Source organism: Chitinimonas lacunae (assembly GCF_042650885.1).
Classification (GTDB): Bacteria; Pseudomonadota; Gammaproteobacteria; order Burkholderiales; family Chitinimonadaceae; genus Chitinimonas_A; species Chitinimonas_A lacunae.
In genome coordinates, this window is the sequence record NZ_JBHSBU010000001.1 from 4045184 (window position 1) to 4070138 (window position 24955).

Annotated in this window: 23 protein-coding genes; 10 read left to right on the forward strand and 13 right to left on the reverse strand. The window is 63.8% G+C overall.

Going from position 1 to position 24955, the window contains the following annotated elements:
• Positions 1-443: 443 nt before the first annotated feature.
• Positions 444-2720 (reverse strand): DNA internalization-related competence protein ComEC/Rec2, encoded by a 2277-nt coding sequence (locus ACFOW7_RS17370; protein WP_378166676.1) that lies wholly within the window; start codon positions 2718-2720, stop codon positions 444-446.
• A gap of 133 nt (positions 2721-2853) precedes the next feature.
• Here ACFOW7_RS17370 and ACFOW7_RS17375 point away from each other — a divergent pair, with 133 nt between their 5' ends.
• The 3 genes from ACFOW7_RS17375 (at position 2854) to ACFOW7_RS17385 (ending at position 6009) form a co-directional block, all read left to right on the forward strand.
• The gene (locus ACFOW7_RS17375; protein ID WP_378166678.1) at positions 2854-3603 is read left to right on the forward strand and encodes a class I SAM-dependent methyltransferase; all 750 of its coding nucleotides are present in this window, start codon (positions 2854-2856) and stop codon (positions 3601-3603) included.
• Between the two features lie 98 nt (positions 3604-3701).
• Positions 3702-5102, forward strand: a complete 1401-nt coding sequence (locus ACFOW7_RS17380; RefSeq protein ID WP_378166680.1) for an L-serine ammonia-lyase — start codon at positions 3702-3704, stop codon at positions 5100-5102.
• Positions 5103-5160: 58 nt separating this feature from the next.
• Positions 5161-6009 carry a phosphate/phosphite/phosphonate ABC transporter substrate-binding protein gene (locus ACFOW7_RS17385; RefSeq protein ID WP_378166683.1) on the forward strand — a complete coding sequence of 283 codons (849 nt, stop codon included), beginning with the start codon at positions 5161-5163 and terminating at the stop codon, positions 6007-6009.
• 175 nt (positions 6010-6184) lie between these two features.
• Here the strand turns inward: ACFOW7_RS17385 and ACFOW7_RS17390 are convergent, their stop codons facing one another.
• Positions 6185-7999 (reverse strand): sensor histidine kinase, encoded by a 1815-nt coding sequence (locus ACFOW7_RS17390; protein ID WP_378166685.1) that lies wholly within the window; start codon positions 7997-7999, stop codon positions 6185-6187.
• Between the two features lie 346 nt (positions 8000-8345).
• Positions 8346-9554, reverse strand: coding sequence for an MFS transporter (locus ACFOW7_RS17395; protein WP_378166687.1), 1209 nt, complete (start codon positions 9552-9554; stop codon positions 8346-8348).
• A 99-nt stretch (positions 9555-9653) separates the two neighbouring features.
• Here ACFOW7_RS17395 and ACFOW7_RS17400 point away from each other — a divergent pair, with 99 nt between their 5' ends.
• Positions 9654-10550, forward strand: coding sequence for a LysR substrate-binding domain-containing protein (locus tag ACFOW7_RS17400; RefSeq protein WP_378166689.1), 897 nt, complete (start codon positions 9654-9656; stop codon positions 10548-10550).
• Between the two features lie 136 nt (positions 10551-10686).
• Here the strand turns inward: ACFOW7_RS17400 and ACFOW7_RS17405 are convergent, their stop codons facing one another.
• Positions 10687-11280, reverse strand: a complete 594-nt coding sequence (locus ACFOW7_RS17405; protein ID WP_378166691.1) for a superoxide dismutase — start codon at positions 11278-11280, stop codon at positions 10687-10689.
• A gap of 177 nt (positions 11281-11457) precedes the next feature.
• On the opposite strand from ACFOW7_RS17405, the gene ACFOW7_RS17410 reads away from it, so the two are divergent.
• The 5 genes from ACFOW7_RS17410 to ACFOW7_RS17430 all read left to right on the forward strand — a co-directional run bounded on the left by ACFOW7_RS17410 (position 11458) and on the right by ACFOW7_RS17430 (position 16048).
• Complete coding sequence (locus ACFOW7_RS17410) at positions 11458-12375, forward strand: CobD/CbiB family protein (RefSeq protein WP_378166693.1); 918 nt, start codon at positions 11458-11460, stop codon at positions 12373-12375.
• Between the two features lie 218 nt (positions 12376-12593).
• Complete coding sequence (locus tag ACFOW7_RS17415) at positions 12594-12809, forward strand: hypothetical protein (protein ID WP_378166695.1); 216 nt, start codon at positions 12594-12596, stop codon at positions 12807-12809.
• Between the two features lie 430 nt (positions 12810-13239).
• On the forward strand, positions 13240-15006 hold the full coding sequence (locus ACFOW7_RS17420) for a S8 family peptidase (RefSeq protein WP_378166698.1): 1767 nt from the start codon (positions 13240-13242) through the stop codon (positions 15004-15006).
• Between the two features lie 118 nt (positions 15007-15124).
• Complete coding sequence (locus ACFOW7_RS17425) at positions 15125-15778, forward strand: fumarylacetoacetate hydrolase family protein (protein ID WP_378166700.1); 654 nt, start codon at positions 15125-15127, stop codon at positions 15776-15778.
• Between the two features lie 3 nt (positions 15779-15781).
• A complete protein-coding gene (locus tag ACFOW7_RS17430; RefSeq protein ID WP_378166702.1) occupies positions 15782-16048 on the forward strand; it encodes a hypothetical protein in 267 nt (88 codons plus the stop codon).
• A gap of 179 nt (positions 16049-16227) precedes the next feature.
• Here ACFOW7_RS17430 and ACFOW7_RS17435 read toward each other — a convergent pair whose 3' ends face one another.
• From ACFOW7_RS17435 to ACFOW7_RS17455, 5 genes are all read right to left on the reverse strand, one after another.
• Entirely contained in the window at positions 16228-16827 is a 600-nt protein-coding gene (locus ACFOW7_RS17435) for a hypothetical protein (protein ID WP_378166704.1), read from the reverse strand.
• Between the two features lie 317 nt (positions 16828-17144).
• On the reverse strand, positions 17145-18161 hold the full coding sequence (gene tsaD, locus ACFOW7_RS17440; RefSeq protein WP_378166706.1) for a tRNA (adenosine(37)-N6)-threonylcarbamoyltransferase complex transferase subunit TsaD: 1017 nt from the start codon (positions 18159-18161) through the stop codon (positions 17145-17147).
• A 26-nt stretch (positions 18162-18187) separates the two neighbouring features.
• Positions 18188-19369 (reverse strand): class I SAM-dependent rRNA methyltransferase, encoded by a 1182-nt coding sequence (locus ACFOW7_RS17445; RefSeq protein WP_378166708.1) that lies wholly within the window; start codon positions 19367-19369, stop codon positions 18188-18190.
• Positions 19366-19638 carry a barstar family protein gene (locus ACFOW7_RS17450; RefSeq protein ID WP_378166710.1) on the reverse strand — a complete coding sequence of 91 codons (273 nt, stop codon included), beginning with the start codon at positions 19636-19638 and terminating at the stop codon, positions 19366-19368. The genes ACFOW7_RS17445 and ACFOW7_RS17450 overlap by 4 nt, the downstream gene beginning before the upstream one ends.
• On the reverse strand, positions 19629-20087 hold the full coding sequence (locus tag ACFOW7_RS17455) for a ribonuclease domain-containing protein (protein ID WP_378166712.1): 459 nt from the start codon (positions 20085-20087) through the stop codon (positions 19629-19631). The genes ACFOW7_RS17450 and ACFOW7_RS17455 overlap by 10 nt, the downstream gene beginning before the upstream one ends.
• Before the next feature lie 144 nt (positions 20088-20231).
• Here ACFOW7_RS17455 and ACFOW7_RS17460 point away from each other — a divergent pair, with 144 nt between their 5' ends.
• A complete protein-coding gene (locus ACFOW7_RS17460) occupies positions 20232-21179 on the forward strand; it encodes an RsmB/NOP family class I SAM-dependent RNA methyltransferase (RefSeq protein ID WP_378166714.1) in 948 nt (315 codons plus the stop codon).
• A gap of 307 nt (positions 21180-21486) precedes the next feature.
• Here the strand turns inward: ACFOW7_RS17460 and ACFOW7_RS17465 are convergent, their stop codons facing one another.
• The 4 genes from ACFOW7_RS17465 to ACFOW7_RS17480 form a co-directional block, all read right to left on the reverse strand.
• A complete protein-coding gene (locus ACFOW7_RS17465; RefSeq protein WP_378166717.1) occupies positions 21487-22200 on the reverse strand; it encodes a Type 1 glutamine amidotransferase-like domain-containing protein in 714 nt (237 codons plus the stop codon).
• 3 nt (positions 22201-22203) lie between these two features.
• A complete protein-coding gene (gene mscL, locus ACFOW7_RS17470; protein WP_378166719.1) occupies positions 22204-22653 on the reverse strand; it encodes a large conductance mechanosensitive channel protein MscL in 450 nt (149 codons plus the stop codon).
• A gap of 63 nt (positions 22654-22716) precedes the next feature.
• Positions 22717-23745, reverse strand: coding sequence for a 23S rRNA (cytidine(2498)-2'-O)-methyltransferase RlmM (gene rlmM / locus ACFOW7_RS17475; RefSeq protein WP_378166721.1), 1029 nt, complete (start codon positions 23743-23745; stop codon positions 22717-22719).
• Between the two features lie 75 nt (positions 23746-23820).
• On the reverse strand, positions 23821-24804 hold the full coding sequence (locus ACFOW7_RS17480) for a porin (RefSeq protein WP_378166723.1): 984 nt from the start codon (positions 24802-24804) through the stop codon (positions 23821-23823).
• Between the last annotated feature and the right edge of the window lie 151 nt (positions 24805-24955).

Here is a 24955-nt window from a genome sequence, read left to right on the forward strand (position 1 = left end):
ATGGTTAACAATGTGTCATTGTTGATATGTTGTTTGGTCCACCTGTCTTGCACTCTTATGTTTGATTAAAAAATCAGGACATTGCGGCTGGCGACCTGACCGGTTCTGCCACGACTTCCGCCATTCATTTCCTCCCGCCAGACCTCTACACAGCCCAATGAGTCCGCCTCCGCTGGCTATGGGCTTGCGCTGTCCGGTTCGGACCCCTGAGCGCAAACGGAGAGGCCGATCCTTATCCAGGTCAGGCACCGTATCCAAACCCTCGGACTCGCAAGCCCCGGTCAGGTCTACGCTCATCACGCCCCAGTGTCGGCGTCCCTGTCGGCGGCTCCCGGGACCCGTGCGTCCGGCACCAACAGGCGCTGAACCCTTCTGTCCTGAAAACTGGACCTACACTCTGGCAGCGCCTGCGGTGTGGGCCGGACGCCCTGGAGAGCCCGACCTCACTGTTGCGCTGCTTCCTCCTGGGCATGCCAGTAGCGTCTTGCCTGCTCACGCCAGCGTTGTGCCTGCCAGCCCTGGCGACCCAGTTGCAGCAGCACGGCGCCGTCGCGGTCACTGCGCCAGACGGTGGCGCCGCCGGCCCGGTAGCGTGCCACCACTTCAGGTCGGGGATGGCGGAAGCGGTTGAGATAGCCACTGGGCGCAATGGCGAGTCGAGCGCCGACGGCTGCGACGAAATCGGGCGAGGACGAAGCGGCGCTGCCGTGGTGCGGCATGACCACCACCTCGGCCTTGAGCGCGGCCGGGTCATCCGCGAGCAGGCGAGCCTCCTCGGCGCGGCCGATATCGGCGGGAATCAGCAAGCGGCCCCCTGCGGTAGCGACCCGCAGCACGCAACTGGCGGCGTTGTCGTCCGTCTCGTCGCCGCGCGGGTGAAGGATGGCGAATTCCACCCCATCCCATTGCCAGCGTTGGCCGCGCCGACAGGGCTGATGCGCTGGAGTGGGGCGGCCACGCGGCGCGGCGCCCAATAGCCGGCCCACTGTCACTGTATCGAGCACGGTGGCGGCCGCGCCAAGATGGTCGGCGTCGTCATGGCTCAACAGCAGAAGATCGAGCCGCGTCACCCCGGCCGCTCCGAGCACCGCCGGCACGGCCCGTGCGCCCTGGCCTGCCGTGCCGGTGTCGAACAGCAGCGCATGGTTGGCGGTGCGTACCAGCACCGACAGCCCCTGATCGACATCGAGCACGATGGCTTCGGCTTGACCGGCCGCGAGCAGCGGTCGGGGCGGCGACAGCAGCGGCAACAGGGCCAGCGGCGCCAGGACCCGACCAGGCAGGCCGCGTGGCAGCAGCAGTGCCAGCACGGCGAGGCTGGCTGGCAGCAATGTCCATAAAGGCGGCGCCGTCTGGCGCCAGGGCGGCAGATGCCGGGCGAGGAATTCGACGAGGGAGAGACATAGCGCCAGCGCCTCGTGTCCCAGGCGCAGCGCGCTACCGCTTGGCTCGACACTGCCCAGCAAGGCCAGCGGGGTCACCACGACGCTGACCACCGGAATCGCCAGCGCATTGGCAAGCGGCGACAGGATGGGCAGCTCGCGGAACCATAGCGCGAGCAGCGGCAGCGAACCGAGGGTGGCGGCCCACTGGCTCCAGCCCCATTGCATCAGCCGATGACGCCAGCCGCGCTGGCCCGACGCGCGGCCATTGAGCGCGAACACCAGCGCAGCCACGGTCAGGAAGGACAGCCAGAAACCGGCCGAGAGCACGGCCCACGGGTCAAGCAGCAGGACGACCAGCAGCGCCAGACACCAGATCGTCGATGCTGCGAGCCGGCGACCCGACAGCAGCGCCAATGCCGCCACGCTGACCATATAGAGCGTGCGCTGGCACGGCACGGCGAAACCGGCCAGCGCGGCATAGCCGGCGGCCGCGACGACAGCCGCGAAGGCGCCGGCACGGCGGGCGGGCAGCAGCCCGGCCAAGGCTGCGCTGCAACGCCACAGCCTTGCTGCCAGGGCGCCGGCCAGGCCAGCGATCAGGGTGACGTGGAGTCCGGAAATCGATACCAGATGGGTCAGGCCGCTGCGGCGAAAGAGGGTCCAATCGGCGGTGGCAATGCCTGACTGGTCGCCGACGGCCAGCGCGACCATGACTTCGGCGTAGCGCCGTCCGGCCAGCGCATGGCGGATATGCTCGGCCAGCGCACTGCGCAGCCGGTGTAGCCAGTGGGTCGGCGTGGGTGTCCAGGCAGCCAGCAACTGGCGCCCCTTCTGCCCCACATTGGCCGTCGCGCCGAGATTCTCGCCCAATAGCCAGGCTTCGTAATCGGCGGCGCCGGGATTCTGGCTGCCATGCGGCCGCCGCAGCCGCAAGCTGAGCAGCCAGCGCTGCCCCGGCGCCCAGGGTTGGCTGTCGGAAGGCCGGTAGTCGGTGAGCAGAAGCCGGGCAGGCAGCCTGGGGTCATCGGGCGCAAAGCGGAAACGCTGGCCGTATTCGCGCCGCTCGACGAGGCTGATGACGCTGCCGCTGAGGTTGAGCGGACGGTTTTCCCAGGCCGGATCGAGCCGGGTGGCCAATCGGCCTTCGGCGCGCCAGTTGGCATAGCCCAAGCCACCCAGCAGCGCCGCCAGCAGCAGGGCGCCCGGGCGCAGCGAGCGGACTGGGCAGCACAGCAGCACGGCGGCGGCCAGCAGCCACGGCCATGACGGTCCAAGCGTCGCGCTGCGTTGCAGCAGGCATATCCCGAGCGCGAATGCGATAATCGCCGGTTGCACGGATTCCCCACCTTTTCATGAAAACCAGTCAGCCCAATCTACGTGCCGTGATGGCGGCCCGGCCGTCCTGCGCCCGATGGTCGAATTTCCCCGAACGATCCGGGGCCGTGATGGTCCGGACAGGAGAAAGACGATGAATCCGCTTGGCCTTTATTGCGTGACTGCCGACCAGGCATCCCACGGCCGCGAACTCTGCGAGCGCTACGGCTTTGTCTGGCTCGAGGCCTTGCCCGAAACGGGACATGCCCTGCGGCTCGATGCAGAGCGGCTGGCGCTGTTGAGTCTGGGGCGCGGCGCACCCGGCCCGGTCTGGGTCGATTTCGTCGCCGGCCGCGCCGATTGGCGCCGACGGCACGGCGGTGGCCGGGGCCAGGGGGTGGCCAAAGCCTGCGGACTCAAGAACGGCACGCCGCGCGTGCTCGATGCCACGGCGGGGCTGGGTCGCGATGCTTTCGTACTGGCCAGCCTCGGCTGCCACCTCGATCTGGTCGAGCGCTCGCCCGTGGCGGCCGCGCTGCTCGAAGACGGACTGGCGCGTGCCGCTGCCGATGCCGAAGTCGGCCCCATCGTGGCGCGGATGCGGCTATGGCATCGCGACGCGGCCTCGGCACTGGCCGACTGGCACGGTGAGCGGCCCGAGGTGATCTACCTTGACCCGATGTTCCCCGAAAAGAACAAATCGGCGCTGTCGAAAAAGGAAATGCAAGCCTTCCAGACGGTGATCGGTCCGGATCTCGACGCCGATGCCCTGCTGGCTCCGGCCAGGGCGCTTGCCAACAGCCGGGTGGCGGTGAAACGGCCGCGCCATGCGCCCTGGCTCGCCGGCGTCGAGCCGGGACTCGTGTACCAGGGCGACAGCGTCCGATACGACGTGTATCTTTGATTTCTGGTTTTTTCGTAGTCGGCCGTCTGCCGACTACCCAGACAAACGAGGTCGTCCACGAACGACCCGAGCTACCCAAGCATAATGTGGAGACAAGCATGGCAATCAGCGTATTCGACCTGTTCAAGATCGGCATCGGACCCTCCAGTTCACATACGGTCGGACCGATGCGGGCAGCCCGCCAATTCGTCCGCCGACTCGACGAAAACGGGTTGTTGACCCAGGTCGCCACGGTACGCGCCGAACTGTATGGCTCGCTTGGCGCAACCGGACGTGGCCACGGTTCGGACAAGGCGGTGATCCTCGGCCTGCTGGGCGAGCGGCCCGATCAGGTCGATACCAGCCAGATTCCCGCCATGCTGGCCAAGGTACGCGAAAGTGGCCGCCTGTCCCTGAGCGGGCGTCATGAAATCACTTTCATCGAGTCCGAACATCTGGTGCTGCACAAGCGTAAATCATTGCCGTTCCACCCCAACGGCATGATCTTCGCGGCTCTTGACGCGGCCGGAAACGAAATCGACCGCCGCGCCTACTTCTCGGTCGGTGGCGGCTTTGTGGTCGATGAGGCGGCGACCGATGCCGATCCGGTGCGGCCCGATGCCACCGAAGTCCGTTATCCCTTCTCCAACGCCGCCGAGCTGCTGGGCCAGTGCCAGCGCTACGACAAGTCGATCAGCCAGGTGATGCTGGAAAACGAGCTGTCCTGGCGGCCCGAGGCGGAAACCCGGGCCGGTCTGCTGGAAATCTGGCAGGTGATGCAAGATTGCGTGCAGGCCGGTTGCCGCAACGAAGGCATCCTGCCCGGCGGCATGAAGGTCAAGCGCCGGGCGGCGGATATGTACCGTCAACTGTCGAGCCGCCCCGAGGCCGCCTTGCGCGATCCGCTTACCGTGCTCGACTGGGTCAATCTGTATGCGCTGGCGGTCAATGAGGAAAATGCCGCCGGCGGCCGGGTGGTGACGGCGCCGACCAACGGGGCGGCCGGCATCGTGCCGGCGGTGCTGCACTACTACGCCCGTTTTATTCCGGGCGCGACCGAAGACGGGGTGGTGCGCTTTCTGTTGACGGCCGGGGCCATCGGCATCCTGTTCAAGATCAATGCCTCGATCTCGGGCGCCGAGGTCGGTTGTCAGGGCGAAGTCGGCTCGGCCTGTTCGATGGCGGCCGGGGCGCTGGCCGAGGTGATGGGCGGCACGCCGCTTCAGGTCGAGAACGCGGCTGAGATCGCCATGGAACACAATCTTGGCCTGACCTGCGATCCGGTGGGCGGCCTGGTCCAGGTGCCGTGCATCGAGCGCAATGCCATGGCGGCCATCAAGGCGATCAATGCGGCACGGATGGCCCTGCGCGGCGACGGTACCCATTTCGTCTCGCTCGACCGGGTCATCAAGACCATGCGCGACACCGGCCGCGATATGAGCACCAAATACAAGGAAACGGCACGCGGCGGTCTGGCCATCAATGTGGTCGAGGTACCGGTCAATATCGTGGAGTGCTGAGCGACGGCGGCAGGGGCAGGCTATACCGGTTGTAAATGTTTTACGCCGGAGATATGCCATGCGCCGCCGCACCCTTCTTGCCCTGTTGCCGGCCGTCTTTCTGGCGGCCCATGGCGCCGATCCGGTCAAACCGCTGCGGATCGCCGCCAATCCCAATCTTTCCCATATCGAACTGCTCAACAACTTCGGCCCGCTGGCCAGCGCGCTGGAGCGTCAGCTTGGCATGCCGGTCGAGCTGGTCAGCGGCCGCGATTACGACGATACGCTGCGTCTGCTCAAGACCGGCGCCGTCGATGTCGCGGGCAGTGGCGCCTTTGGCTATGTGTCGGCCAATGCCGAGTTCGGTGCCCGTCTGCTGGTGCGCTATGTCGAGGCAGGCGGCGAGTTCTACCACGCGGTCATCATCGTCCGCACCGAGTCGCCGCTGCGCAGCCTCAAGGATCTGCGCGGCAAACGGTTTGCCTTCACCGATGAGAAATCGACCTCGGGCTATCTGCTGCCGATGCTGGCGCTACAGCAGCAGGGCGTGGAATTGAGCGATCTGGGTGCCGTCGATTTCGTCAAGAAACAGCCCAATGCGGCGCTGGCGGTCTACAACCGTCAGGCCGACGCCGGGGCGCTGGCCGACAATCAGCTCACCGAGAAATACGGTATCCGTCTCGATCAGATTCGCATCCTGTGGCGCTCGGAACCGATCTACCACGGGGTCTGGATGGTGCGGCCCGATATGCCCGATCCGCTGTTCAAGCAACTGCAGGCAGCCATGCTCAAAGTGGCAGGTGAGCCGGCGGTCGCGGCTGGGCTGACGCGTGGGTCGGTCAAGGGCTTTGTGATCGGCAAGGACAGCGATTTTGACAATGTCCGAGCGGCCAAGAAGCTGCTCGACAAGTTGCAGAAGAGTAATTGAAGACTGGGAGAGAGGGGGATGGCGGAGTGGGGTGTTGAGTTGGTGTAGAGGCAATAATATTACTTTTTGTTTATATTGCTACCTCTGCCTTGCAACAGTTTTTCCTGAAAATTTCCTTTTGCCGACGCCGACGCCGACGCCGACGCCGACGCCGACGCCGACTGCCCGCCGCTCCTCAGCCGTTTTTCCCCAACGTAAAGTAGAAACACGCGCCCTGTTGCGGCTGGCTGCTGGCCCAGACGCGCCCGCCGTGGCGGTTGATGATGCGGGCGACGGTGGCCAGGCCCACGCCGTTGCCTTCGAATTCCTCGCTTGAATGCAGACGCTGGAACGGGGCGAATAGTTTGTCGGCGTAAGCGGGGTCAAAGCCTGCGCCATTGTCGCGGACGAAGTAGACGGTTTCGTCGTCCTGGCGGGTGGCGCCGAATTCGATATGGGCCTGTTCGCGCTTGGAAGTGTATTTCCAGGCATTGCCGAGCAGGTTTTGCAGCACGATGCCAAGCAAGGTCCAGTCGCCTTCGGCTTCGAGGTCGGGGGCAATATCGATCTGGACCTGCCGTTCGGGGTTGGCGGCACGCAGGGTATCGACCAGGCTGAGTGCCAGCAGCGACAGATTGAGCGGCCGACGGTCGATGCGGGCCTGATTGGCTTGCGATAGCTGGAGCAGGGCGCCGATCAGGGTGTTCATTCTGGCTACGGCATTGCGGATGCGGCTGATATAGCTATGGCCGACCGGGTCGAGTCGGTCGCCGAAATCCTCGCTCAGTACCGAGGCGAAGCCATCGATGGCGCGCAGCGGGGCGCGCAGATCGTGCGAGACGGTGTAGCTGAACGATTTGAGTTCGGCATTGGCCGCGGTCAGCGCCTGGGTGCGTTCAGCCACCCGGGCTTCGAGTTCGGCGCGGTAGCGGTTGAGTTCGGCTTCGGCGTGTTTGAGTGCGTCAAGGTCTTGCAGCACCACGGTGAGATAGGTGATCGGTCCTTCGCCGTCGTCGGCCCGATAAGGCGACAGCGTCACCAGACACCAGCGCCAATCGCCATTGCCGCGCCGGAAGCGACCTTCGGCCTGCCAGCGCTCAAGCCGGCCTTCCCAGATGTCTGCCAGCGTGTCGGCAAGCGGCAGATCGTCCGGATGGCTCAGTTGGATCAATGGCGCCACTTGGTTTTCACTGACATCAAGCAGCTGTTCGAGGCGACGGTTGACCCGCAGCCAGCTGCCGTCGCGGCTCAGATGGCCGATGCCGGCGCCGGCCTGCTCGAACTGGCTGCGGAAAGCATTTTCACTGGCGCGCAGCCGCCCGATCTGCGCACCCAGCTCGCGGCCCAGATGGTTGAGCGAACGGGCCAGCCGTGCCACTTCGTCGCCGCCCTGGTCGTCGAGCCGCAGATCGAACTGGCCCGCTGCCATCGCCTCGCTGGCATCGACGGTGCGTTCGAGCCGCCGGGTCAGCAGGATGCCGATGGCACCGAGCAGCAGGACGCTCAGTGCCACCTCGATTGCCGCAATCAGCAAGCTCTGGTTGAGCAGCTCGCGCCGGGTGGCGGCGATGATATCGGTGGCGATACCGAGCTTGAGTGTGCCCAGACGCTGGCTGGCGAATTCGATTGGGCGCTCCAGATGGAATACACCGCTTTGCAGGGCTTCTTCGGGGGTATTGGGAGGTGGGGGGGCGGTATCGAGGCCGACGATGGCGAGCTGTTGTCCGCTGCGGTCCAGCACTGCCACATAGCGCAGCTCGCCACGGCGGGCATCGACGGTGACAGCCAGGAAATCATGCAGGCCGGAATAGTCGCGCTGCATCAGATACGGCAGGGCGGCTGCACTGAGTGTCGGGACTGCCTGGACAACGGCCGCTTCGAGATTGGCGCGGGCAGCCGTATCTAGCAGCCGGATCGCATTGGCGATCAACACGGCCAGAAACGCGACTTCAACCAATACGCTGGCGGCGACCAGACGGAAACGCAGACTATTGAATCGGGACGGGGCCATGGTCGCAAATGCCTGAGCCAGCTTCTGTTACAGCAGAGCCGGACGCCAAGGTCAAGCGGGAAAGCATGGACGGTGAAAAGGGTTTACGCGTACCGGGTGGTGAGGCGGTTTAGCCAGAACGGCTAAACCGCCTCAATCCCCTGTCCTGTCGATGTCGCTTGGCGCATTGCCGGACAATTCGGCGTCAGCATGTCCGGACCTCAAAGCGCCGGCGTGTAGCGCTAGGCTTGGCGGCGACGCCGATTCAAGCGGACCTGCGCGAAAGGCAGTGAAGATTGTCGGCCCCGGCTTGCATTTCCGCTCCGCCAGCAAAAACGGGGCATGATGGTCAGGCCGCCGCGATGCTTCAGTGGCCGGGGGCGTAATGCGCCGGTCTGGCGGCGGTGGCGCTTGGCGGGTCGCGCCGGTCGAGTCGGCCGCTCCAGCTGGTCAGGGCCAGGGCGAGCAGGACCACCAGGCCACCGATCCAGGCCGTGTGGATCAGCCCAAGCTCACTGACGATCAGACCGCCACCCCAGGCACCGCCTGCGATACCGAGGTTGAAGGCGGCGATATTGAGCCCTGAGGCGACATCGATGGCTTGCGGCGCGTGGCGCTCCGCCTGTTGCACCACATAGACCTGAAGCCCCGGCACATTGCCAAACGCCACCGCGCCCCACAGCAGCACGGTAAGCAGTACCAGTGAGCTATTGGCGGCGGTGAAGGTCAGCGCGAACAGTACAAGGGCGAGCAGCAGAAAGATGCGCTGCAAGGCACGGATCGGCCCGAGCCGGTCGGCCAGCTTGCCGCCCCAGATATTGCCGACGGCGACCGAGACGCCGTAGGCCAGCAGTACCAGACTGACCGTACTGGCCTGGAAACCGGAAATCTGTTGCAGCAAGGGAGCGAGGAAGGTAAAGGCGATAAACGAGCCACCGTAGCCCACCGCAGTCATGGCATAGACCAGCAGCAGACGCGGTTGGCCCAGCACCTGGAGTTGCTGGAGCAGCGAGGCGGGCGGCCGGTGTTCGATCCGGCGCGGCACGAACAGCAGGCTGCCGGCCAGGGCAAGCAGTCCGAGCGCGGCAACTGCCAGGAAGGTGGCGCGCCAGCCGAAGTGCTGACCGATAAAGGTGCCAAGCGGCACGCCCGTCACCAGCGCCACAGTCAGGCCGGTAAACATGAGCGCAATCGCACTGGCGGCCTTTTCGCGCGGCACCAGACTCGTGGCGATGGTCGAGCCGATCGAGAAAAACACGCCGTGGGCGAGGCCGGTGACCAGGCGGGCGATAATCAGCGCCTCATAACCGGGCGCGCACCAGGCCAGCAGATTGCCGATGGTAAACAGCACCATCAAGGCCAGCAGCAAGGCTTTTCGGGGCATACGGCCGGTCAGGGCAGTCAGCAGCGGTGCGCCCAGGGCGACGCCAAGTGCGTAGAGGCTGACCAGCAGCCCGGCCGACGGCACATCGATGCCGAGGTCGGTGGCAATGGTAGGAATCAAACCAACGATCACGAACTCGGTCGTGCCGATGGCAAAGGCGCTCAGGGTCAACGCCAGTAGGGCGATAGGCATGGAAGACTTTCTCCGGTGGTGGCAAGCCGGCAGTCTCCCGTTTTCACTCATGCAGAAAAACTCCGCTTCCCTCAGAAGATTTTTGCTTAGAAGTCACGAATGAAGCTGTCCCTTGAAGAAATGCAGGCGTTTACCGCTGTGGTGGACACCGGCTCGATCAGTGCCGCCGCTCTCCAACTGGGCCAGACCGCCTCAGGCGTGAGCCGGGCACTGGGTCGGCTCGAACAGAAACTCGAAGTGACCCTGCTGCGCCGTACGACGCGCAGATTGGCGCTGACCGAAGAGGGTGAAGTGTTCCTGGCGCAGGCAAGGCGCATCCTGCTGAGTGTCGAAGAGGCCGAAGAGCAACTGGCACTGCGGCGCCAGACCCCGGCCGGACGCCTGCGCATCAATGCCGCCCCGCCTTTTCTGCTCCATGTGGTGGTGCCGCTGCTTGGCGGCTTCCGTGCCCGCTATCCGCAGATCGAACTCGAACTGCACAGCAGCGACCAGATTATCGATCTGCTGGAACAGCGGGCCGATCTGGCCATCCGCATCGGCCCGCTGCGCGATTCCACCTTGCATGCCAGACCGCTTGGCCGCAGCCGGTTGCGCGTGCTGGCCAGTCCTGACTACCTGCGCCGCCATGGCGAGCCGACCACGGTCGAGGCACTGGGCCGGCACAGCCTGCTCGGTTTCACCCGACCCGACAGCCTCAATCGCTGGCCACTGCGCCATGGGGTCGAGCAAGATTTCCCGGTCACGCCGGCGCTGAGCGCCTCCAGCGGCGAAACCCTGCGTCAGCTTGCGCTGGCGGGAGAAGGGGTGGTCTGTCTGGCCGACTTCATGACTCGGGAAGACCGGCTGGCAGGGCGGCTGGTGGAGATTCTGGCGGAACAGACAGTGGAAACCTCGCAGTCCATCCACGCGGTCTACTACCGCAATACGGCCCTGGCGGCGCGTATCACCTGCTTTCTCGATTATCTGGCCGAAGGGCTGGACGTGTCGCTACGGTAGACCCGCACGACAGTTCTTTGGCCGCCCATCGATTGGCCGGGCATGATCGGACGCAGAAAACAAAACGGCCCAGCTTGTAGCCTGGGCCGGATTGTCTGGCGGACGCCTTGAGGGGGCGTCCGCCAACTGGCGCAGCTCAGGCGCCGCAGCGCTGGGCCACCACTTGCCAGTCGACCAGCTTCCAGAACGCTTCCAGATAGTTGGGGCGGCTGTTGCGGTAGTCGATGTAGTAGGCGTGTTCCCACACGTCGCAGGTCAGCAGGGCGGTGTCGCTGCCCGTGAGCGGGGTGCCGGCGGCGGTGGTATTGACGATATCGAGCGAGCCATCGGCCTTTTTCACCAGCCAGGTCCAGCCCGAACCGAAGTTGCCGGCGGCGGAGGTGTTGAAAGCCTTCTTGAAGTCGTCGAAGGAGCCCCACTTGGCGTTGATGGCGTCAGCCAGGGAGCCTTCGGGTTGGCGGGCTTCGCCAGTGGGGTTGGGCTTGAAACCCAGCCAGAAGAAAGTGTGGTTCCAGACCTGGGCGGCGTTATTGAACAGACCACCGGGCGGTGCCTTGCGAACGATCTCCTCGAGGGACAGGTTTTCGTTCTCGGTACCCTTGATCAGGTTGTTCAGGTTGGTGATATAGGTCTGGTGGTGCTTGCCGTAGTGGTATTCGAGCGTTTCCTTGGACATATGCGGGGCCAGGGCGTCGAGGGCATACGGCAGTTCGGGAAGTTTATGTTCCATGGCGGTCTCCGGAAGGACGCGATCGGGCGCGTAGTTTTGATTGTGCAGAGCCTTGAGAGGATAGCCGATCAAGGGGGCTATGCCAATTCTCGACCCGGGCTGCCAGCCTTGGTTCCAGCTGTCGTCGCGGCGATTTCGGTTATCATCCAAGGGTCTGCCCACCCTCACTTAGCGACCATGACCTGGCTTTCGCTCGTGCTTGCCCTGCTGCTTGAGCAGTTCCGCCCGATCAGCGCCCAAAATCCCATCCTCGGCGCCTATACCCTGTTCACCGATCAGGTCGAACGCAATTTCAACGCCGGCAGCTACCGCCACGGCGTGATCGCCTGGACCATCGCGGTGGCCGTGCCGGCCCTGATCGTCGTGCTGCTGTGCGGCCTGCTCTATCTGATCCATCCGCTGCTGACCTGGGTCTTCTCGATCGGCGTGCTGTACCTGACCATGGGATTTCGTCAGTTCAGCCACGCCTTCTCCGGTATCGCCGAGGCACTCAAGGACGGCGACCTGCCGGTCGCCCGCCGGGCGCTGGCGGCCTGGACCCGTCAATCGACCAGCGAACTCGACCATAACGAGGTCTCGCGCGTGGCGACCGAGCAGGGGCTGATCGATTCCTACCGTTATGTATTCGGACCGGTGTTCTGGTTTGTCCTGCTTGGTCCGATCGGGGTGGTGGTCTACCGTGCCGCCACCATCCTGCAGCAGCGCTGGGGCAGCCGGCCCGAGGCCGAAGGCGAGCGTTTCGGCGAGTTCGCCCGTCAGGCGGCCGAGGCGATCGACTGGCTGCCGATCCGGGCGACCGCCGCGAGCTTTGCCATCGTCGGCGATTTCGAGGATGCGGTGTATTGCTGGCGCCAGCAGGCGCAGAGCTGGATCAACCATACCTACGGCATCCTGCTTGCCGCCGGGGCCGGTGCCATTGGTGTGCGGCTCGGCCTGCCGCTGCATCAGGACTACACCGTCAAGTTCCGCCCCGAACTCGGTACCGGTGAGGACGCCGACCCCAACACCTTGACCTGTGCCGTCGGCCTGGTCTGGCGCACGGTGCTGTTCTGGTTGGCCTTGCTGCTGCTGCTGACCCTGGCGTCGTGGTTCTGACCGACTTATGGCAATAGATTGATTCGCTTCTCCTATTTATTTATTCAACTAAGCCGCATCGGGTCTGGAGCGGCTTTTTCATTTTTCTTTCTAAAAAGCCAATTGCACAGTTTGTGTCGCTACCCTGTCAACCGATCGCGCCACGCTGGCGTTAATGCGGTGTGGCGACGACCGTCGCTGCATCGAATCGACTTACTTTTGACAGATAGGACTTCACCATGAACAAACTGATCGCTGCCCTGATCGCCGGCCTGTTCGCCTCCGTGGCTTTCGCTGCCGATGCCCCGGCTGCCGCCGCTACCGATGCCAAGGCTGAACAACCGAAGGCCGAAGAGCAAAAGGCCGAGAAGAAAGCCAAGAAGGCCAAGAAGGCCAAGAAGTCGGAAGAAAAGAAAGAAGAAGAGAAGAAGGAAGAAGCAGCACCCAAGCAGTAATCAGCGGGTTCGCTGTTGCAAAGCAAAAGGACGGGTTCTCCCGTCCTTTTTACTTTTGGGGCCGTTGGCCCCGATTTTTTTGTTGCGCCGCAATACAGGAAAAAATCATTGTTATTTTTTACGCCATCTGATTCCGTTCTTGGGCTAACTGATCTTGTACGAATGTTTTATATTGCTGCACGCCGCACTGAACTTGGTTTTCCAGAATATGACAAGTAAGGGAAAGTACTTACCTTGTTGCGGTTTTAAGACGTGTGTTTACACACTCTAGATGACGGTTGCGCCTGCCGTTTTGGGTACGCCAGTATGGGTGCTCGCTCACCGCTGATCCGGCGGGCGAATGTGCCGCCCGAGGGGAACCAGCCTGCGGGTTGGAGCCGAGCAATCGGCCGGGCGGCTTTGGAACCAGGAAACAGAGGAGAAACTCAATATGACGGTTAAAACCGTTCTCTTGCGTCGTAGCGTGACCGCGATGGCCGTGGCTACCGCTTTGGCCACCAGCGGTTACGCCATGGCTGGCGGTACCACCACCAGCGGCGCAACTGGCATGACCGATCGTTTGATCGTGAAGTACAAAAGCAATGGTTTCAGCGCCGATGCACAACAAATCCGGCCGGCGCAGGCTGTTGCAGAGGGACTGGGGATGTCCCTGCAAATGGTCCGCACCACCGCCATCGGTGCCAAGGTCGTCAAGCTCAACCGCCGCGTGACCGTGGCCGAAGCAGCCGCCCTGGCCGCCCAGATGCGTGCTGCTGACGACTCGATCGAGTTCGCCGAACCCGATCGCATCATGCGCGCGATGTTCATTCCCAACGACACCAACTTCAACCAGCAATGGGACTTCACCGACCCGGTCGGCGGCATGAATCTGCCGGCTGCCTGGGATATCTCGACCGGCAGCGGCGTCAAGGTGGCGGTGCTCGACACCGGCTATCGTCCGCATATCGACCTGGCTGGCAATATCGTCGGTGGCTACGACTTTATCGGCGACACCTTCGTCAGCAATGACGGCGACGGCCGCGACGCCGACGCCAGTGATCCGGGCGATGCGATCAAGGCCGGCGAGTGCGGCGATGGTTATCCGGAAGAAGATCAGACCAGCTCCTGGCACGGCACCCACGTTGCCGGCACCATCGGCGCGGTAAGCAATAACGGTCGTGGTGTGGCCGGTGTGGCTTTCAATGCCAAGGTGGTTCCGGTCCGCGTGCTCGGCAAGTGCGGCGGCTACACCTCCGATATCGCCGACGCCATTATCTGGGCGGCTGGTGGCAGCGTCGCCGGCGTGCCGGCCAATGCCAACCCGGCCCGGGTGATCAATATGTCGCTCGGCGGTGGTGGAGCGTGCGATACCACTACCCAGAACGCCATCAATTCGGCCCGCAGCCGTGGTGCCGTGGTGGTGGTGGCAGCCGGCAACGAAAGCCAGGACGCCAGCAATTCCAGCCCGGCCAACTGCCAGGGCGTGGTGACGGTGGCCGCTACCAGTCGTGCCGGCAGCCGTGCTTCCTACTCCAACTACGGCACCATCGTTGACGTCGCGGCGCCTGGCGGCGAAATGCGCAACGGCCAGGCCGAAGGCATCCTGTCCACCCTCAACTCGGGCAGCACCAGCCCTGGTTCCGATGTCTACGCCTACTATCAGGGCACCTCGATGGCCACGCCGCACGTGGCCGGCGTGGTGGCCCTGATGCTGGCCAAGGAACCGGGTCTGACGCCCGATCAGGTCGAAAGCAAGCTCAAGTCCACCGCGCGTGCCTTCCCGGCCAGCTGTTCGGGCTGTGGCACAGGTATCGTCGATGCGGCCCGTGCGCTGGGTTCCACCCCGCCGCCGCCGCCGCCGAGCGGTGATATCGAGCCGAACAACAGCCTGGGCACCGCCCAGAATGTGGCGGCCCCGAACACCATCAACGGCACCATCGGCAGCACCAGCGATGAGGACTACTTCAAGGTGACGCTGCCCGCCGGCGCCACCCTGACCGCCACGCTGACCCCGAACGCCAGCTCGGACTACGACCTGTACCTGTACAACAGCAGCGGCTCGCAGATCGGCGCCAGCGAAAACGGCACCGGTCGCACCGACAGCTTGAGCACCAGCAACCGTGGCACCAGCGCACTGGTCCGTTACGTTCGCGTGGTGCGCTACTCGGGCGGTACGGGTTCGACCAATGGCAAATACTCGCTCAAGCTGAGCTGGTAAGCGCACTGTTCCCCGTAGTTTTCTAGCTGTATCAAGGGCCACGTTCAGTGGCCCTTTTTTCATCTCCGCCGGAACAAGGGAAGCGCTACCATGGCGCTTTTCCTACTGCGCATTGCCCATGGCCCATATTCGTTTGCAGGACCGCAGCACCCGTCCCGTTGCCAATATCTACTGCATCGGCCGCAACTACGCCGCCCACGCCGCCGAACTCGGCAATCAGGTCGAGGAAGAACCGGTGGTGTTCCTCAAGCCGACGTCGGCCCTGCTGCCCGAAGGCGAGCCGATCCGACTGCCGGCTTTTTCCAACGATGTGCATTTCGAAACCGAACTGGTGCTGCTGATCGGCCAGGGCGGCAAATCGATTGCGCCGCACGCTGCCTGGTCGCATATCGAAGGGTATGGCTTAGGCCTTGATCTGACGGCACGCGATCTGCAAACCGTGGCCAAGCGAAAGGGCTTGCCGTGGACGCTCGCCAAAGGCTTCGATGGCGCCGCAGTGCTGTCGGAATTCATCCCGGCCGCAGCCGTGACCGACCCCACCACTCTGAGCTTCAGCCTTGATATCGACGGCGAGCGGCGCCAGCGCGGCGAGATTGCCCGGATGGTGTTCGATATCCCCACGCTGCTGGCCTATCTGTCGAGCCGCTTCACGCTGCAAGCGGGCGATCTGATCTTTACCGGCACCCCCGAAGGCGTCGGCCCGCTGCATTCGGGCAATCGCCTGTTGCTGCAACTCGACGGCCATCTCGAGGCCCGTTTCGACGTGGCGTAAACCATGGCCCGGCGGCGGATCAGCATCAAACCCAGCTGGGCCGAACCTGAAGCGCCGCCTGTTCGCTCGACCCGGCTGCCGCCCTCGCCACGCGCCAAGCTGCTGGCACTGGCCGGAATTGTCTGGTTCTGGCTGATGTTCTTCGGCTGGCTGCGCTTCCCGCCCGAGCAGGCGCTCGAGCTGGGCTTTGTCGGTTTCGTGCTGTGCCAGGTGCCTTTATGGCTCGCCTGGTTGGGCGCTTCGCGGCGTCGGGATGGGGAGGAAGAGTAGGGTGGGCCGGCCGCGAAGCCAGGCAGTCCGTATTATGGTTGCGCTCGGGGCAAGGCTGCACCGGCCATAAGCGGGTCGGGGTAATTTTTTATATTTCTTATGTTTTCTGCTCCATGTCTTGCGAGCAATTTGCAGAATTTGTTAATCCTGCATTCCTCTCCGTATTTTCCCTGCTTCGTCTATTTCTGTTTGGCCATACAGCCGAGGTAATCCTCGATCATCCGGTCGCGTTGTTGGCGGAACTGTTCCAGATTGCGAAACGCCTGCCCGCCCGAGCCGGGTTTCTGGTTCAGGAAGAAGATGGTGGTGATCCACTGACGCTGGTCGTCGAACAGGCTGTAGAGGGCGATCGGGCCGGCGGCGCTCAGGTCGGGCTGGTCGAGGCCGTGGATCTCGATGCCGGCGCGCGTTTCATTGCGCAGTTGCAGCGGATTGTGCGGATCGCCAAACGCCATCCGGCGCATCGACGAGAGGATGGCTTCCTTGTCGGCAGCGTAGCGCTCGGGCTGCGAGCGTTCGATCTTGAGGTTGGCGAAATAGGCCGCGCTCGGATAGGCCAGGACCGCCCGATAGCCGTCGAGCAGCGAGACATTCTTCGGCCCCAGTTCCGTGACCACCGAGCGTTCCCTGACCTTCTCCGGCAGACGGGCGCGGTCGACGGCGGCAAAGCCGTCGCGGTAGCGGCAATCGAGCAGTGGGCGCAGCGGGTCGCCGCTGCGTTCGGCGGCAGCTGCGGGCAGGGCAGTAAGCAGGGCAAGCGCAGGAACAAGATGACGCATGGGCAGGCTCCAGTAGACGGTCCTTGATGGACCCGGTAGTGATCAACGGCGCGATGGTGCCATCGGGCACAGCGTCCGGGCAGGCCGTGCGGGCGCGGGGCCGGAGGAAGGCAGTCTGTCCCGCTGGCGCGGCGAGATCGCTTCGTTTTTGTCGCGCACGATCATAGGGCCAACGGGGCTTGCTGAAAGTTGCGGACGAGTCGGAAATCGCGCTTTTTCAGGCGGGCCGCTACTGTCGGGTCCTTCAGCCGCACGGCGGCGTGATGCACTGCTGAGTTTCGACTTTTCAGGGCTTCATCGGACACCAGGAATCGGCCTCAGCCCGCTGCCGCGAGGCTGGCCAAGTCCCAACGCGGCTTGACCGCGAAGGCGCCGGCCGGACGGCCATGGGCCAGCCGCTGGGCGCCGGCAAAGGCGATCATGGCACCGTTGTCGGTACACAGCTCCAGCGGCGGGTAGAACACCTTGAAGCGCCGTCGCACGGCCTGATCGTCGAGTTCGGCCCGCAGTTGCCGGTTGGCCCCGACTCCACCTGCCACCACCAGTTGCTTCAGACCGGTCTGTTTGAGCGCTGCCCGGCATTTGGCGCTCAGCACCTCGACGATGGCGGCCTGGAAGGCGGCACAGATATCGGCCACGGTCTGCTGGTCGCGCTCGGGATGCTTCTGGGCCAGCGTCAGTACGGCGGTTTTGAGTCCGGCAAAGCTGAAATCGAGATCGCCCGAATGGAGCATCGGCCGGGGCAGGGTAAAGCGGGTCGGGTCGCCCTGGTCTGCGAGCCGCGACAGGGCCGGACCGCCCGGATAGCCGAGTCCGAGCAACTTGGCGGTCTTGTCGAAGGCTTCGCCGGCGGCGTCGTCGAGCGTCTCGCCCAGCAACTCGTAATCGCCCACGCCGCGCACGGCCATCAGCTGGGTATGACCACCCGACACCAGCAGCGCCACAAACGGAAACTGCGGGGCCGGATCGGCCAGCAAGGGCGACAGCAGATGGCCTTCGAGGTGGTGGATGCCGATCACCGGTTTGCCGAGCGCGACGCCCAGGCCATTGGCAACGGCGGCGGCGACCAGCAGGGCGCCGGCCAGCCCCGGACCTTCGGTATAGGCGATGGCGTCGAGATCGGCGAGCTCACGGCCGGCTGCCTTGAGGCAGTCGGCCGTGAGCGGCAGGATGCGCCGCACATGGTCGCGCGAGGCCAGTTCCGGCACCACCCCGCCGTACTCGGCATGCATGGCCATCTGGGTATGAAGCCGATGGGCCAGCAGGCCGGCTTTGCTGTCGTAGAGCGCGACACCGGTTTCGTCGCAGGAGGATTCGAGGCCGAGCACGAGCATGGAGCGGTTGCCTTGTAAAAGATGGATCAGCCGAGCTTACGCAGCAGCAGGCCCTTCAGATAATCGCCTTCGGGGAAACTCAGCGCCACCGGATGGTCGATATCGGCGCTGAAGCGCTCGATGATCTGGGCGTCGGCATGGGCATCCCAGGCCGCACCTGCCACGATCTTCTGGAACAGGTCGGCACTCATGCCGCCCGAACAGGTATAGGTGGCAAGCCAGCCGCCGGGCTTGAGCAGCTTGAGCGCCCACAGATTGATGTCCTTGTAGGCGCGGGCGGCCCGCTCCACATGCTGGGCGGTCGGGGCGAATTTGGGCGGGTCGAGCACGATCAGATCAAAACGGCGGTTCTGGTCGCGCAGCTTGCGCAGATGCTGGAACACATCGGCTTCGAGCCATTCGGCGCGGCTGGCATCGAGTCCATTGAGCGCCAGATTGGCCTGGGCTGCCGCCAGCGCTTCGCCCGAGCTGTCGATCGACAGCACCGAGCGGGCGCCGCCGGCGAGCGCCGCCAGCGAGAAGCCACCGGTGTAGCAGAAGCAGTTGAGCACCTCGGCATCGCGGGCCAGTTCGCCGATGCGCTGCCGGTTGCGGCGCTGGTCGAGATAGAAACCGGTTTTCTGGCCCGCTTCGACATCGACCCGGTAGCGCAGGCCGTTTTCCACGATATCGACATTGGCAGGCAGCTTGCCGGCCAGCAGACCCATCCGTGGCGTCAGCCCTTCGAGTTCGCGCACATCGGCGTCGGAACGTTCATAGATCGCCTGACAGTGGGTCGCCGCTTGCAGCACGTCGACCAGCGTCTCGCGCCAGCGCTCGGCGCCGGCCGACAGCAGTTGCAGCACCAGTACATTGTCGTAACGGTCGACGATGACCCCAGGCAAGCCATCCGATTCGCCATGGACCAGCCGAGCCGCATTGCCATGAGCGGCCAGAGCGGTACGGGCGGCGATGGCGCGGTCGATGCGGGCACGGAAGAACTGGCTGTCGATCCGTTCCGCTTCGTCAAAGCTCCAGAAGCGCAGGCGGATCTGCGATTGCGGGCTCCAGGCGGCCCAGCCGAGGAAGCGGCCGTCATGGCCGAGCACACGCACCGTGTCGCCGCTGGCCGGTTCGGCATCCTGTTTGGCGATGGCGCCGGAAAACAGCCAGGGATGGCGATGCAGGGCCGATTTCTCGCGGCCGGGTTTCAGATGGACGGTGATCATTGCAGGCTCACAGTAAGATCGCCGCGATCGGCGGCGGCGGTATGGATGACGTCGAGAATGCGCACGAACCAGTCGCCCAGATGAATCCGGGCCAGATCGGTGTTGTGCCACACCAGTTCGGCTGGGCCGTCGAGTTCGCTGGTCAATACATCGTAGACGGCGTCGAGATTGTGGCCGAGCTCATAGTCGAGTTCGAGCTGGCCTTCGAGCTGGGCAAAGAAATCGGCAATCGTCTCGACATTGGTGAATTCGAGCAGGGTCAGCGACATGGCGGGACTTCGGTGAACTGTTGGTAATGGTCGACGGTGACATAGCGGCGGCCGCTGGCTTGAGGTTCGAACACCAGCCGATCCGGGCCGCGTTTGCCGCCGTGGTAGTCGAGGTCGGCTTCACGCCAGTTGCCCTTGGGCAGGCGGCCTTCGAAATTGCCGAAGCGGTCGCCGCCGATCGATTTGCCGTCCATGCCGTCCACCGACCAGAGCGAGCGACCGGGCTTCCAGCCGGCTGCCGTGGCTTCGCGCTTGGTAACGAAACGGGCCGGCAGCCGGCCATCGCGATTGAGCGCGCTCAGGGTGTCGGCCAGCTCGGCGCTGTCGAGCCGGTGGCCGAGCGTCTTGTTGATCTGCTCGGCAACACGGCGGCAATCGTCGGCAGCTTGGGCCGTCACCCCCATCAGCAGGGCAGCGAGGACAGCACGGAACAGGGAAAGGGAGTGCATGGCGTGAAAAGCCGTTGGAAAACCGCGTATTATCCCGCCTCCCCGGACGGTAGGTCAAAGCCGCCGTCAGGCTGGCGCTGCGGCGCCGTGGTATGGCCCCGCGCCCGGCGAGGCCGTTTCATTCGTCTCAGGATGGCCTTTGCGATGAATCAGACTGTTCTGCCCCCTTCTTTCCTGGAGCGCCTGCCCGCCATCGTGCCGCCCGAGCGGCTGCCGGTGGTGCTGGCGAGCTTTGGCATCGACAAGCCGGTGGCGCTGCGCATCAATACGCTCAAAGCCTCTGCCGACTCGGTCTGCGCCGAACTCGCCGCGGCGGGTTTTCAGCTCAAGTCGCTGCCCTGGTCGGGATTGGCCTTCTCGGTCCCGTTCGAGCAAAAGCGCGCGCTGACCGAGACGGCAGCGTTCTACGACGGCCGCCTCTATCTGCAAAATCTGTCTTCCCAACTCGCGCCGCTGCTGCTCGATCCACAGCCGGGCGAAACGGTCCTCGACCTCGCCGCCGCTCCGGGCGGCAAGACCAGCCAGATTGCCGCCATGATGGCCAATCAGGGCCGGCTGTCGGCAGTCGAGCCGGTGCGCGACCGCTTTTTCCGCCTCAAGGCCAACCTCGACCAGCAAGGGGCCACGCTTGCCAAGTGCTATCTGATGGATGGCCGCGCCGTTGGCAGCAAATGCCCGGCAATGTTCGACCGCATCCTGCTCGATGCACCGTGCTCGTCCGAAGCGCGCTTCGATACGCGTGACCCCGAGTCGATGAGCCACTGGTCGCTGAAAAAAGTCGGCGAATGCGCCCACAAGCAAAAACGCCTGCTGCAATCGGCCTGGACCGCCCTGAAGCCCGGCGGCCGCTTGCTGTATTCGACCTGTTCGTTTGCCCCCGAGGAAAACGAAGGCGCCCTGGCGACGCTGCTCAAACACGCCGGCGACGAGGTCGAGGTGCTCGATCTGCCCTGGCGGCTCGACAACTTCCTCCCCGGCCTCACTGCCTGGGACGGTAAGCTTTTCCCTGCCAGCCTCAGCCGCGCGGCACGGGTGCTGCCCGATGAATCGATGGATGGGTTCTTCCTGTGTTTGTTAAAGAAGAAACGGTAGGTATTCATGTTAGGAATAGGTATCAGGAACAGTTTCGAGACCTATAGCCGCATCCAAGCAAAAAGCCATGCGTTTTAAGCATGGCTTTTATTTTTTGTGCTCATGGTGACTGGGTGGCTCGCTTGGACGGGTGGGCAGAGGCCACAGGTTCGTGCTGGGATTGGATGCGAATCCTCTGCGTCCTCTGTCACGGCAGGTATTCGTTTCAAGAATGTGGAGTAGCGCCAATGGCGAGGTCTGGCGTGGCATGGAGCGACAAATTCATGCGAAATCCGCATGGCTGCCATAGCCGTCTATGACTGAGCTATCAATCGAGCGTCAGCAAGGTCGTCGGCAAGGCTGTCTCCAGCACACCTTGCGGGGCAGTCGGATCGCGACTCACCTGCCAGGCCCGCGCCTTTTCCCGTGAGGTGACGGCGCGCTCGAAGCAGCCATCGACAAAATGGAGCGCTGCGCTATCATCGGCGGCCCAGCTGGTGGGCATCCGGCCGTCTGCCACCAGTTGACGCAGCGAGGGGCGCCGTTCTGCCTCACCGTCGTAATGCGGGCAGGCGCCGCCGGCCAGCAGGCCCAATCCGGCGAGTGGGCGCAGCGCACCCGGGACGGAATCGGTCAGGCCCTGCTCGAACCAGCAAATCATCCCGGCAGAGATACCGCCCAGCACGATGCCCGCCTCATAGGCTTGCCGCAGTGCCTGATCGATTCCCCACTCGCGCCACAGCGCCAGCATCGAGCGGGTATTGCCGCCACCGACAAAGATGGCGTCCTGTTCGAGCAGAAAACCGGTCAGATCGGCCGTATGAGGGCGAAACAGCGAGAGATGGCTGGGACGGCAGTCGTAGCGGGCGTGGGCGCTGTAAAAACGCAGCAGTTGTTCAGGCGCTTCGCCGCCGGCTTGGGCCAGAAAACAGACGCGTGGCCGTGGTTGGCCGGTCAGCGCTAGGAAATACTGGTCGAGCAGTGGTGACTTCTCCATCAGAAAGCCGCCACCGCCCAGCACGAACAATTGCCTTGCCGCCATCGCTCAGACCGTCGAGGTGCAATGCGGACAGCGGGTGGCGTCGATATGCATATCGACGCGGCAATACGGGCAGGGTTTGGTGGACGGGGCGGGCGGCGGGGCCGGTTCGTTGCGTTTGAGTCTTTCCAGCACTCTGAGCAGCATAAAGACCGCGAAGGCCACGATCAGAAAGCTGATCACCACATTCAGAAAGAGACCGATATTGATCGTGACGGCACCGGCATCCTGAGCGGCCTTGAGCGTTTCGTAGGGGGCTGCGTGCTTGCTGCCTTCCTTCAGGACCAGAAAGATATTGGAGAAATCGACATTGCCGAGCAGCAGGCCGATTGGCGGCATGATCACGTCTTTGACCAGCGAATCGACGATCTTGCCAAAGGCGGCACCGATGATCACACCGACCGCCAGATCGACCACATTGCCGCGCATGGCGAATTCTTTGAAGGCTTTTAACATCGATAGGTCCTTTCTATGCCGAAGGGCTTTCACGTTAGGAAAAGCCGCGTTGTACTGTCAAGTTCAGCGCCGCCGCCGCAGGTAGACGGTGACTTCCTCGCGGTCGTGGTAGAGCTGGCGGGCACTGATCGTATAGCGGATGCCGGCAGCGCTCAGTTTGTCGTCGATCAGTTCGAAAGCATCGGCCACGGCTTCGCTGCGTTTCTTCATGGGCAGCTTCAGATTGAAGAGGGCCTGGTTGGCATGACCCTCGGCCAGCCATTGCGCCATCAGGGCGGCGACCCGGTGTGGCTGTTCCACCATATCGCATACCACCCAATCGACCGGACGGCGGGGCTTGTAGCGGAAGCCATCCTGGCGCTGGTGCTCCACCTGCGGGTGGCCTGCCATGGAGCCTTTCATCGGCCCGTTGTCGACGGCAATGACCTTGAGGCCACGGGTGACGAGCTGGTAGGTCCAGCCACCCGGTGCAGCGCCCAGATCGACTGCGCGCATGCCGGGCTTGAGCCGCTGTGTCAGTTCCTGTTCGGGCACCAGCACCAGAAAGGCTTCGGCCAGCTTGAGGGTCGAGCGTGAAGGCGCCTCGACCGGCATCTTGACCCGGGCAATCCCAAGCGGCCAGGGGCTGGCGCTGGCTGGGTCGGCGATGGCCAGCAGGCAACGTTCCAGCGAGGGAAAGAACAGGTGCAGGCGCGGAGCGGTCGGGTCGGTATCGAGCAGATGGGCGGCGCGCTCGCGGAACAGCGGACCGAAGCGCTTGCAGAAGCTCGACAGGGCTTTGCCTTCGTTGGTATCGGGGTATTCGAACCAGATGTCGGAGAAACGCTGTCCCAGGGCTTCGACGGCGGTAAGTAGCGGGGAGATGCGGTCGCGGCTGGGCAATTCGGTGACGTCGGCCACCCACTGCAGCAACTGGCGCGGGAATACCAGGGTGGACAGCTCGATCGGGGGAATCTGACGGACGCTGCCCCAGCCTTCGGCCATTTCGATGGCTCGGGCGGCTGGATGGCGGGCGATCAATTCGGCCAGACAGTCGCGTTCGAAACCGGGACGGCAGTAGAACAGCCAGCGAGAAGAGGCTTGGGAGGACATGAGGGTGTGGAAAGATAGGAAAGGAAAAAGGCAGCCGAAGCTGCCTTTTGTGTCGCTAAGCGGTCGGAAAACCGATTAGAACGCGTGCATCACGCCGACGGTGAAGGTCGACTTGTCTTGAATCGGCTTCTTGAAGTCGATGCGGCCGTATTCCGACATCAGCTTGGTGCGCTTGGACAGAGCGTAGTTCACGCCCAGCAGGCTGTGCACGAACTGGCTGTCGGCGACCTTGGTGCCGTTGACGCGTTGCTTGTCACCAATGTCCAGACCAGCCTTCAGGGTCAGGTTGTCCATGGAGTAGCTGCCGGTGACCAGGAAGCTGTTACGCTTGACCTTGACGCCGGTGTCCTTGGCGCTGGCGTACTGGTAAGCACCAGCGACAGCGACCGGACCCGAACCCCAGCCCAGACCCAGCAGGGCGTCACGACGGTCACGGTTGGCGCGGTTGGCATCTTTCTCGACGTCACCGGCACCGATGAACCACAGGTCGCCCATGGTGTACTTCAGCGAGGCGCTGTTGTAGCGGCCGGCGCTCTTGCCGTTGCCCTTGTTCTCGCCCAGACCCCAGTCGAACGAGAAGGACACCGGACCGAAGTCGCCCATGTACTTGATGGTGTTGTTGAAGCGGCTGGCGTTCAGGCCGTCCACTTCGTTGATGCCCAGGGTCAGGGGACCATCGAACCAGTCGAATTCTTCAACGGCCAGCTGGTAGGCGCTCTTGCCACGACCCAGCGCGACGTTACCGAAATCACCCTTCAGGCCAACCCAGCCTTCGCGGGTAGCCCAGCCCGAAGCCGAAGCGTCGTCCGGGGCCAGGCCGTTTTCGATGCGGAACCAGGCGGTCAGGCCGTTGCCCAGTTTTTCGCTGCCCTTGAAGCCGATGCGGGAGCTGGTGCCGAGGTTTTCAACACGCAGTTGCTCGCCGGTGCCCAGGTAGTGGCTGTCAATCACCACGCCCAGGTTGACCTGGCCATACATCACGACTTCGCTATCGGCGGCAAAAGCAGCCGGAGCCACAGCGGCGGAGGCTACCGCCAGGGCGATCAGTTTCTTGTTCATTGCGTCTTCCTTTAAAAGGGGAGAAAAACGGTGCTGCTCAGCTGCCGCAGTCGGGCCACGGCGAGCCATCACGACGGTAATGATAGGTGGAGGTCCGAGGGGCAAGCAACGCGCCCTGTCTTTTTTACGGTGAGAAGAGAAGGGCTATGGA

Coding starts and splice junctions, on each gene's coding strand:
- ACFOW7_RS17375 (WP_378166678.1), top strand. CDS start 2,854: ATGAATCCGCTTGGCCTTTATTGCGTGACTGCCGACCAGGCATCCCAC.
- ACFOW7_RS17380 (WP_378166680.1), top strand. CDS start 3,702: ATGGCAATCAGCGTATTCGACCTGTTCAAGATCGGCATCGGACCCTCC.
- ACFOW7_RS17385 (WP_378166683.1), top strand. CDS start 5,161: ATGCGCCGCCGCACCCTTCTTGCCCTGTTGCCGGCCGTCTTTCTGGCG.
- ACFOW7_RS17390 (WP_378166685.1), bottom strand. CDS start 7,999: ATGGCCCCGTCCCGATTCAATAGTCTGCGTTTCCGTCTGGTCGCCGCC.
- ACFOW7_RS17395 (WP_378166687.1), bottom strand. CDS start 9,554: ATGCCTATCGCCCTACTGGCGTTGACCCTGAGCGCCTTTGCCATCGGC.
- ACFOW7_RS17400 (WP_378166689.1), top strand. CDS start 9,654: ATGAAGCTGTCCCTTGAAGAAATGCAGGCGTTTACCGCTGTGGTGGAC.
- ACFOW7_RS17405 (WP_378166691.1), bottom strand. CDS start 11,280: ATGGAACATAAACTTCCCGAACTGCCGTATGCCCTCGACGCCCTGGCC.
- ACFOW7_RS17410 (WP_378166693.1), top strand. CDS start 11,458: ATGACCTGGCTTTCGCTCGTGCTTGCCCTGCTGCTTGAGCAGTTCCGC.
- ACFOW7_RS17415 (WP_378166695.1), top strand. CDS start 12,594: ATGAACAAACTGATCGCTGCCCTGATCGCCGGCCTGTTCGCCTCCGTG.
- ACFOW7_RS17420 (WP_378166698.1), top strand. CDS start 13,240: ATGACGGTTAAAACCGTTCTCTTGCGTCGTAGCGTGACCGCGATGGCC.
- ACFOW7_RS17425 (WP_378166700.1), top strand. CDS start 15,125: ATGGCCCATATTCGTTTGCAGGACCGCAGCACCCGTCCCGTTGCCAAT.
- ACFOW7_RS17430 (WP_378166702.1), top strand. CDS start 15,782: ATGGCCCGGCGGCGGATCAGCATCAAACCCAGCTGGGCCGAACCTGAA.
- ACFOW7_RS17435 (WP_378166704.1), bottom strand. CDS start 16,827: ATGCGTCATCTTGTTCCTGCGCTTGCCCTGCTTACTGCCCTGCCCGCA.
- tsaD (WP_378166706.1), bottom strand. CDS start 18,161: ATGCTCGTGCTCGGCCTCGAATCCTCCTGCGACGAAACCGGTGTCGCG.
- ACFOW7_RS17445 (WP_378166708.1), bottom strand. CDS start 19,369: ATGATCACCGTCCATCTGAAACCCGGCCGCGAGAAATCGGCCCTGCAT.
- ACFOW7_RS17450 (WP_378166710.1), bottom strand. CDS start 19,638: ATGTCGCTGACCCTGCTCGAATTCACCAATGTCGAGACGATTGCCGAT.
- ACFOW7_RS17455 (WP_378166712.1), bottom strand. CDS start 20,087: ATGCACTCCCTTTCCCTGTTCCGTGCTGTCCTCGCTGCCCTGCTGATG.
- ACFOW7_RS17460 (WP_378166714.1), top strand. CDS start 20,232: ATGAATCAGACTGTTCTGCCCCCTTCTTTCCTGGAGCGCCTGCCCGCC.
- ACFOW7_RS17465 (WP_378166717.1), bottom strand. CDS start 22,200: ATGGCGGCAAGGCAATTGTTCGTGCTGGGCGGTGGCGGCTTTCTGATG.
- mscL (WP_378166719.1), bottom strand. CDS start 22,653: ATGTTAAAAGCCTTCAAAGAATTCGCCATGCGCGGCAATGTGGTCGAT.
- rlmM (WP_378166721.1), bottom strand. CDS start 23,745: ATGTCCTCCCAAGCCTCTTCTCGCTGGCTGTTCTACTGCCGTCCCGGT.
- ACFOW7_RS17480 (WP_378166723.1), bottom strand. CDS start 24,804: ATGAACAAGAAACTGATCGCCCTGGCGGTAGCCTCCGCCGCTGTGGCT.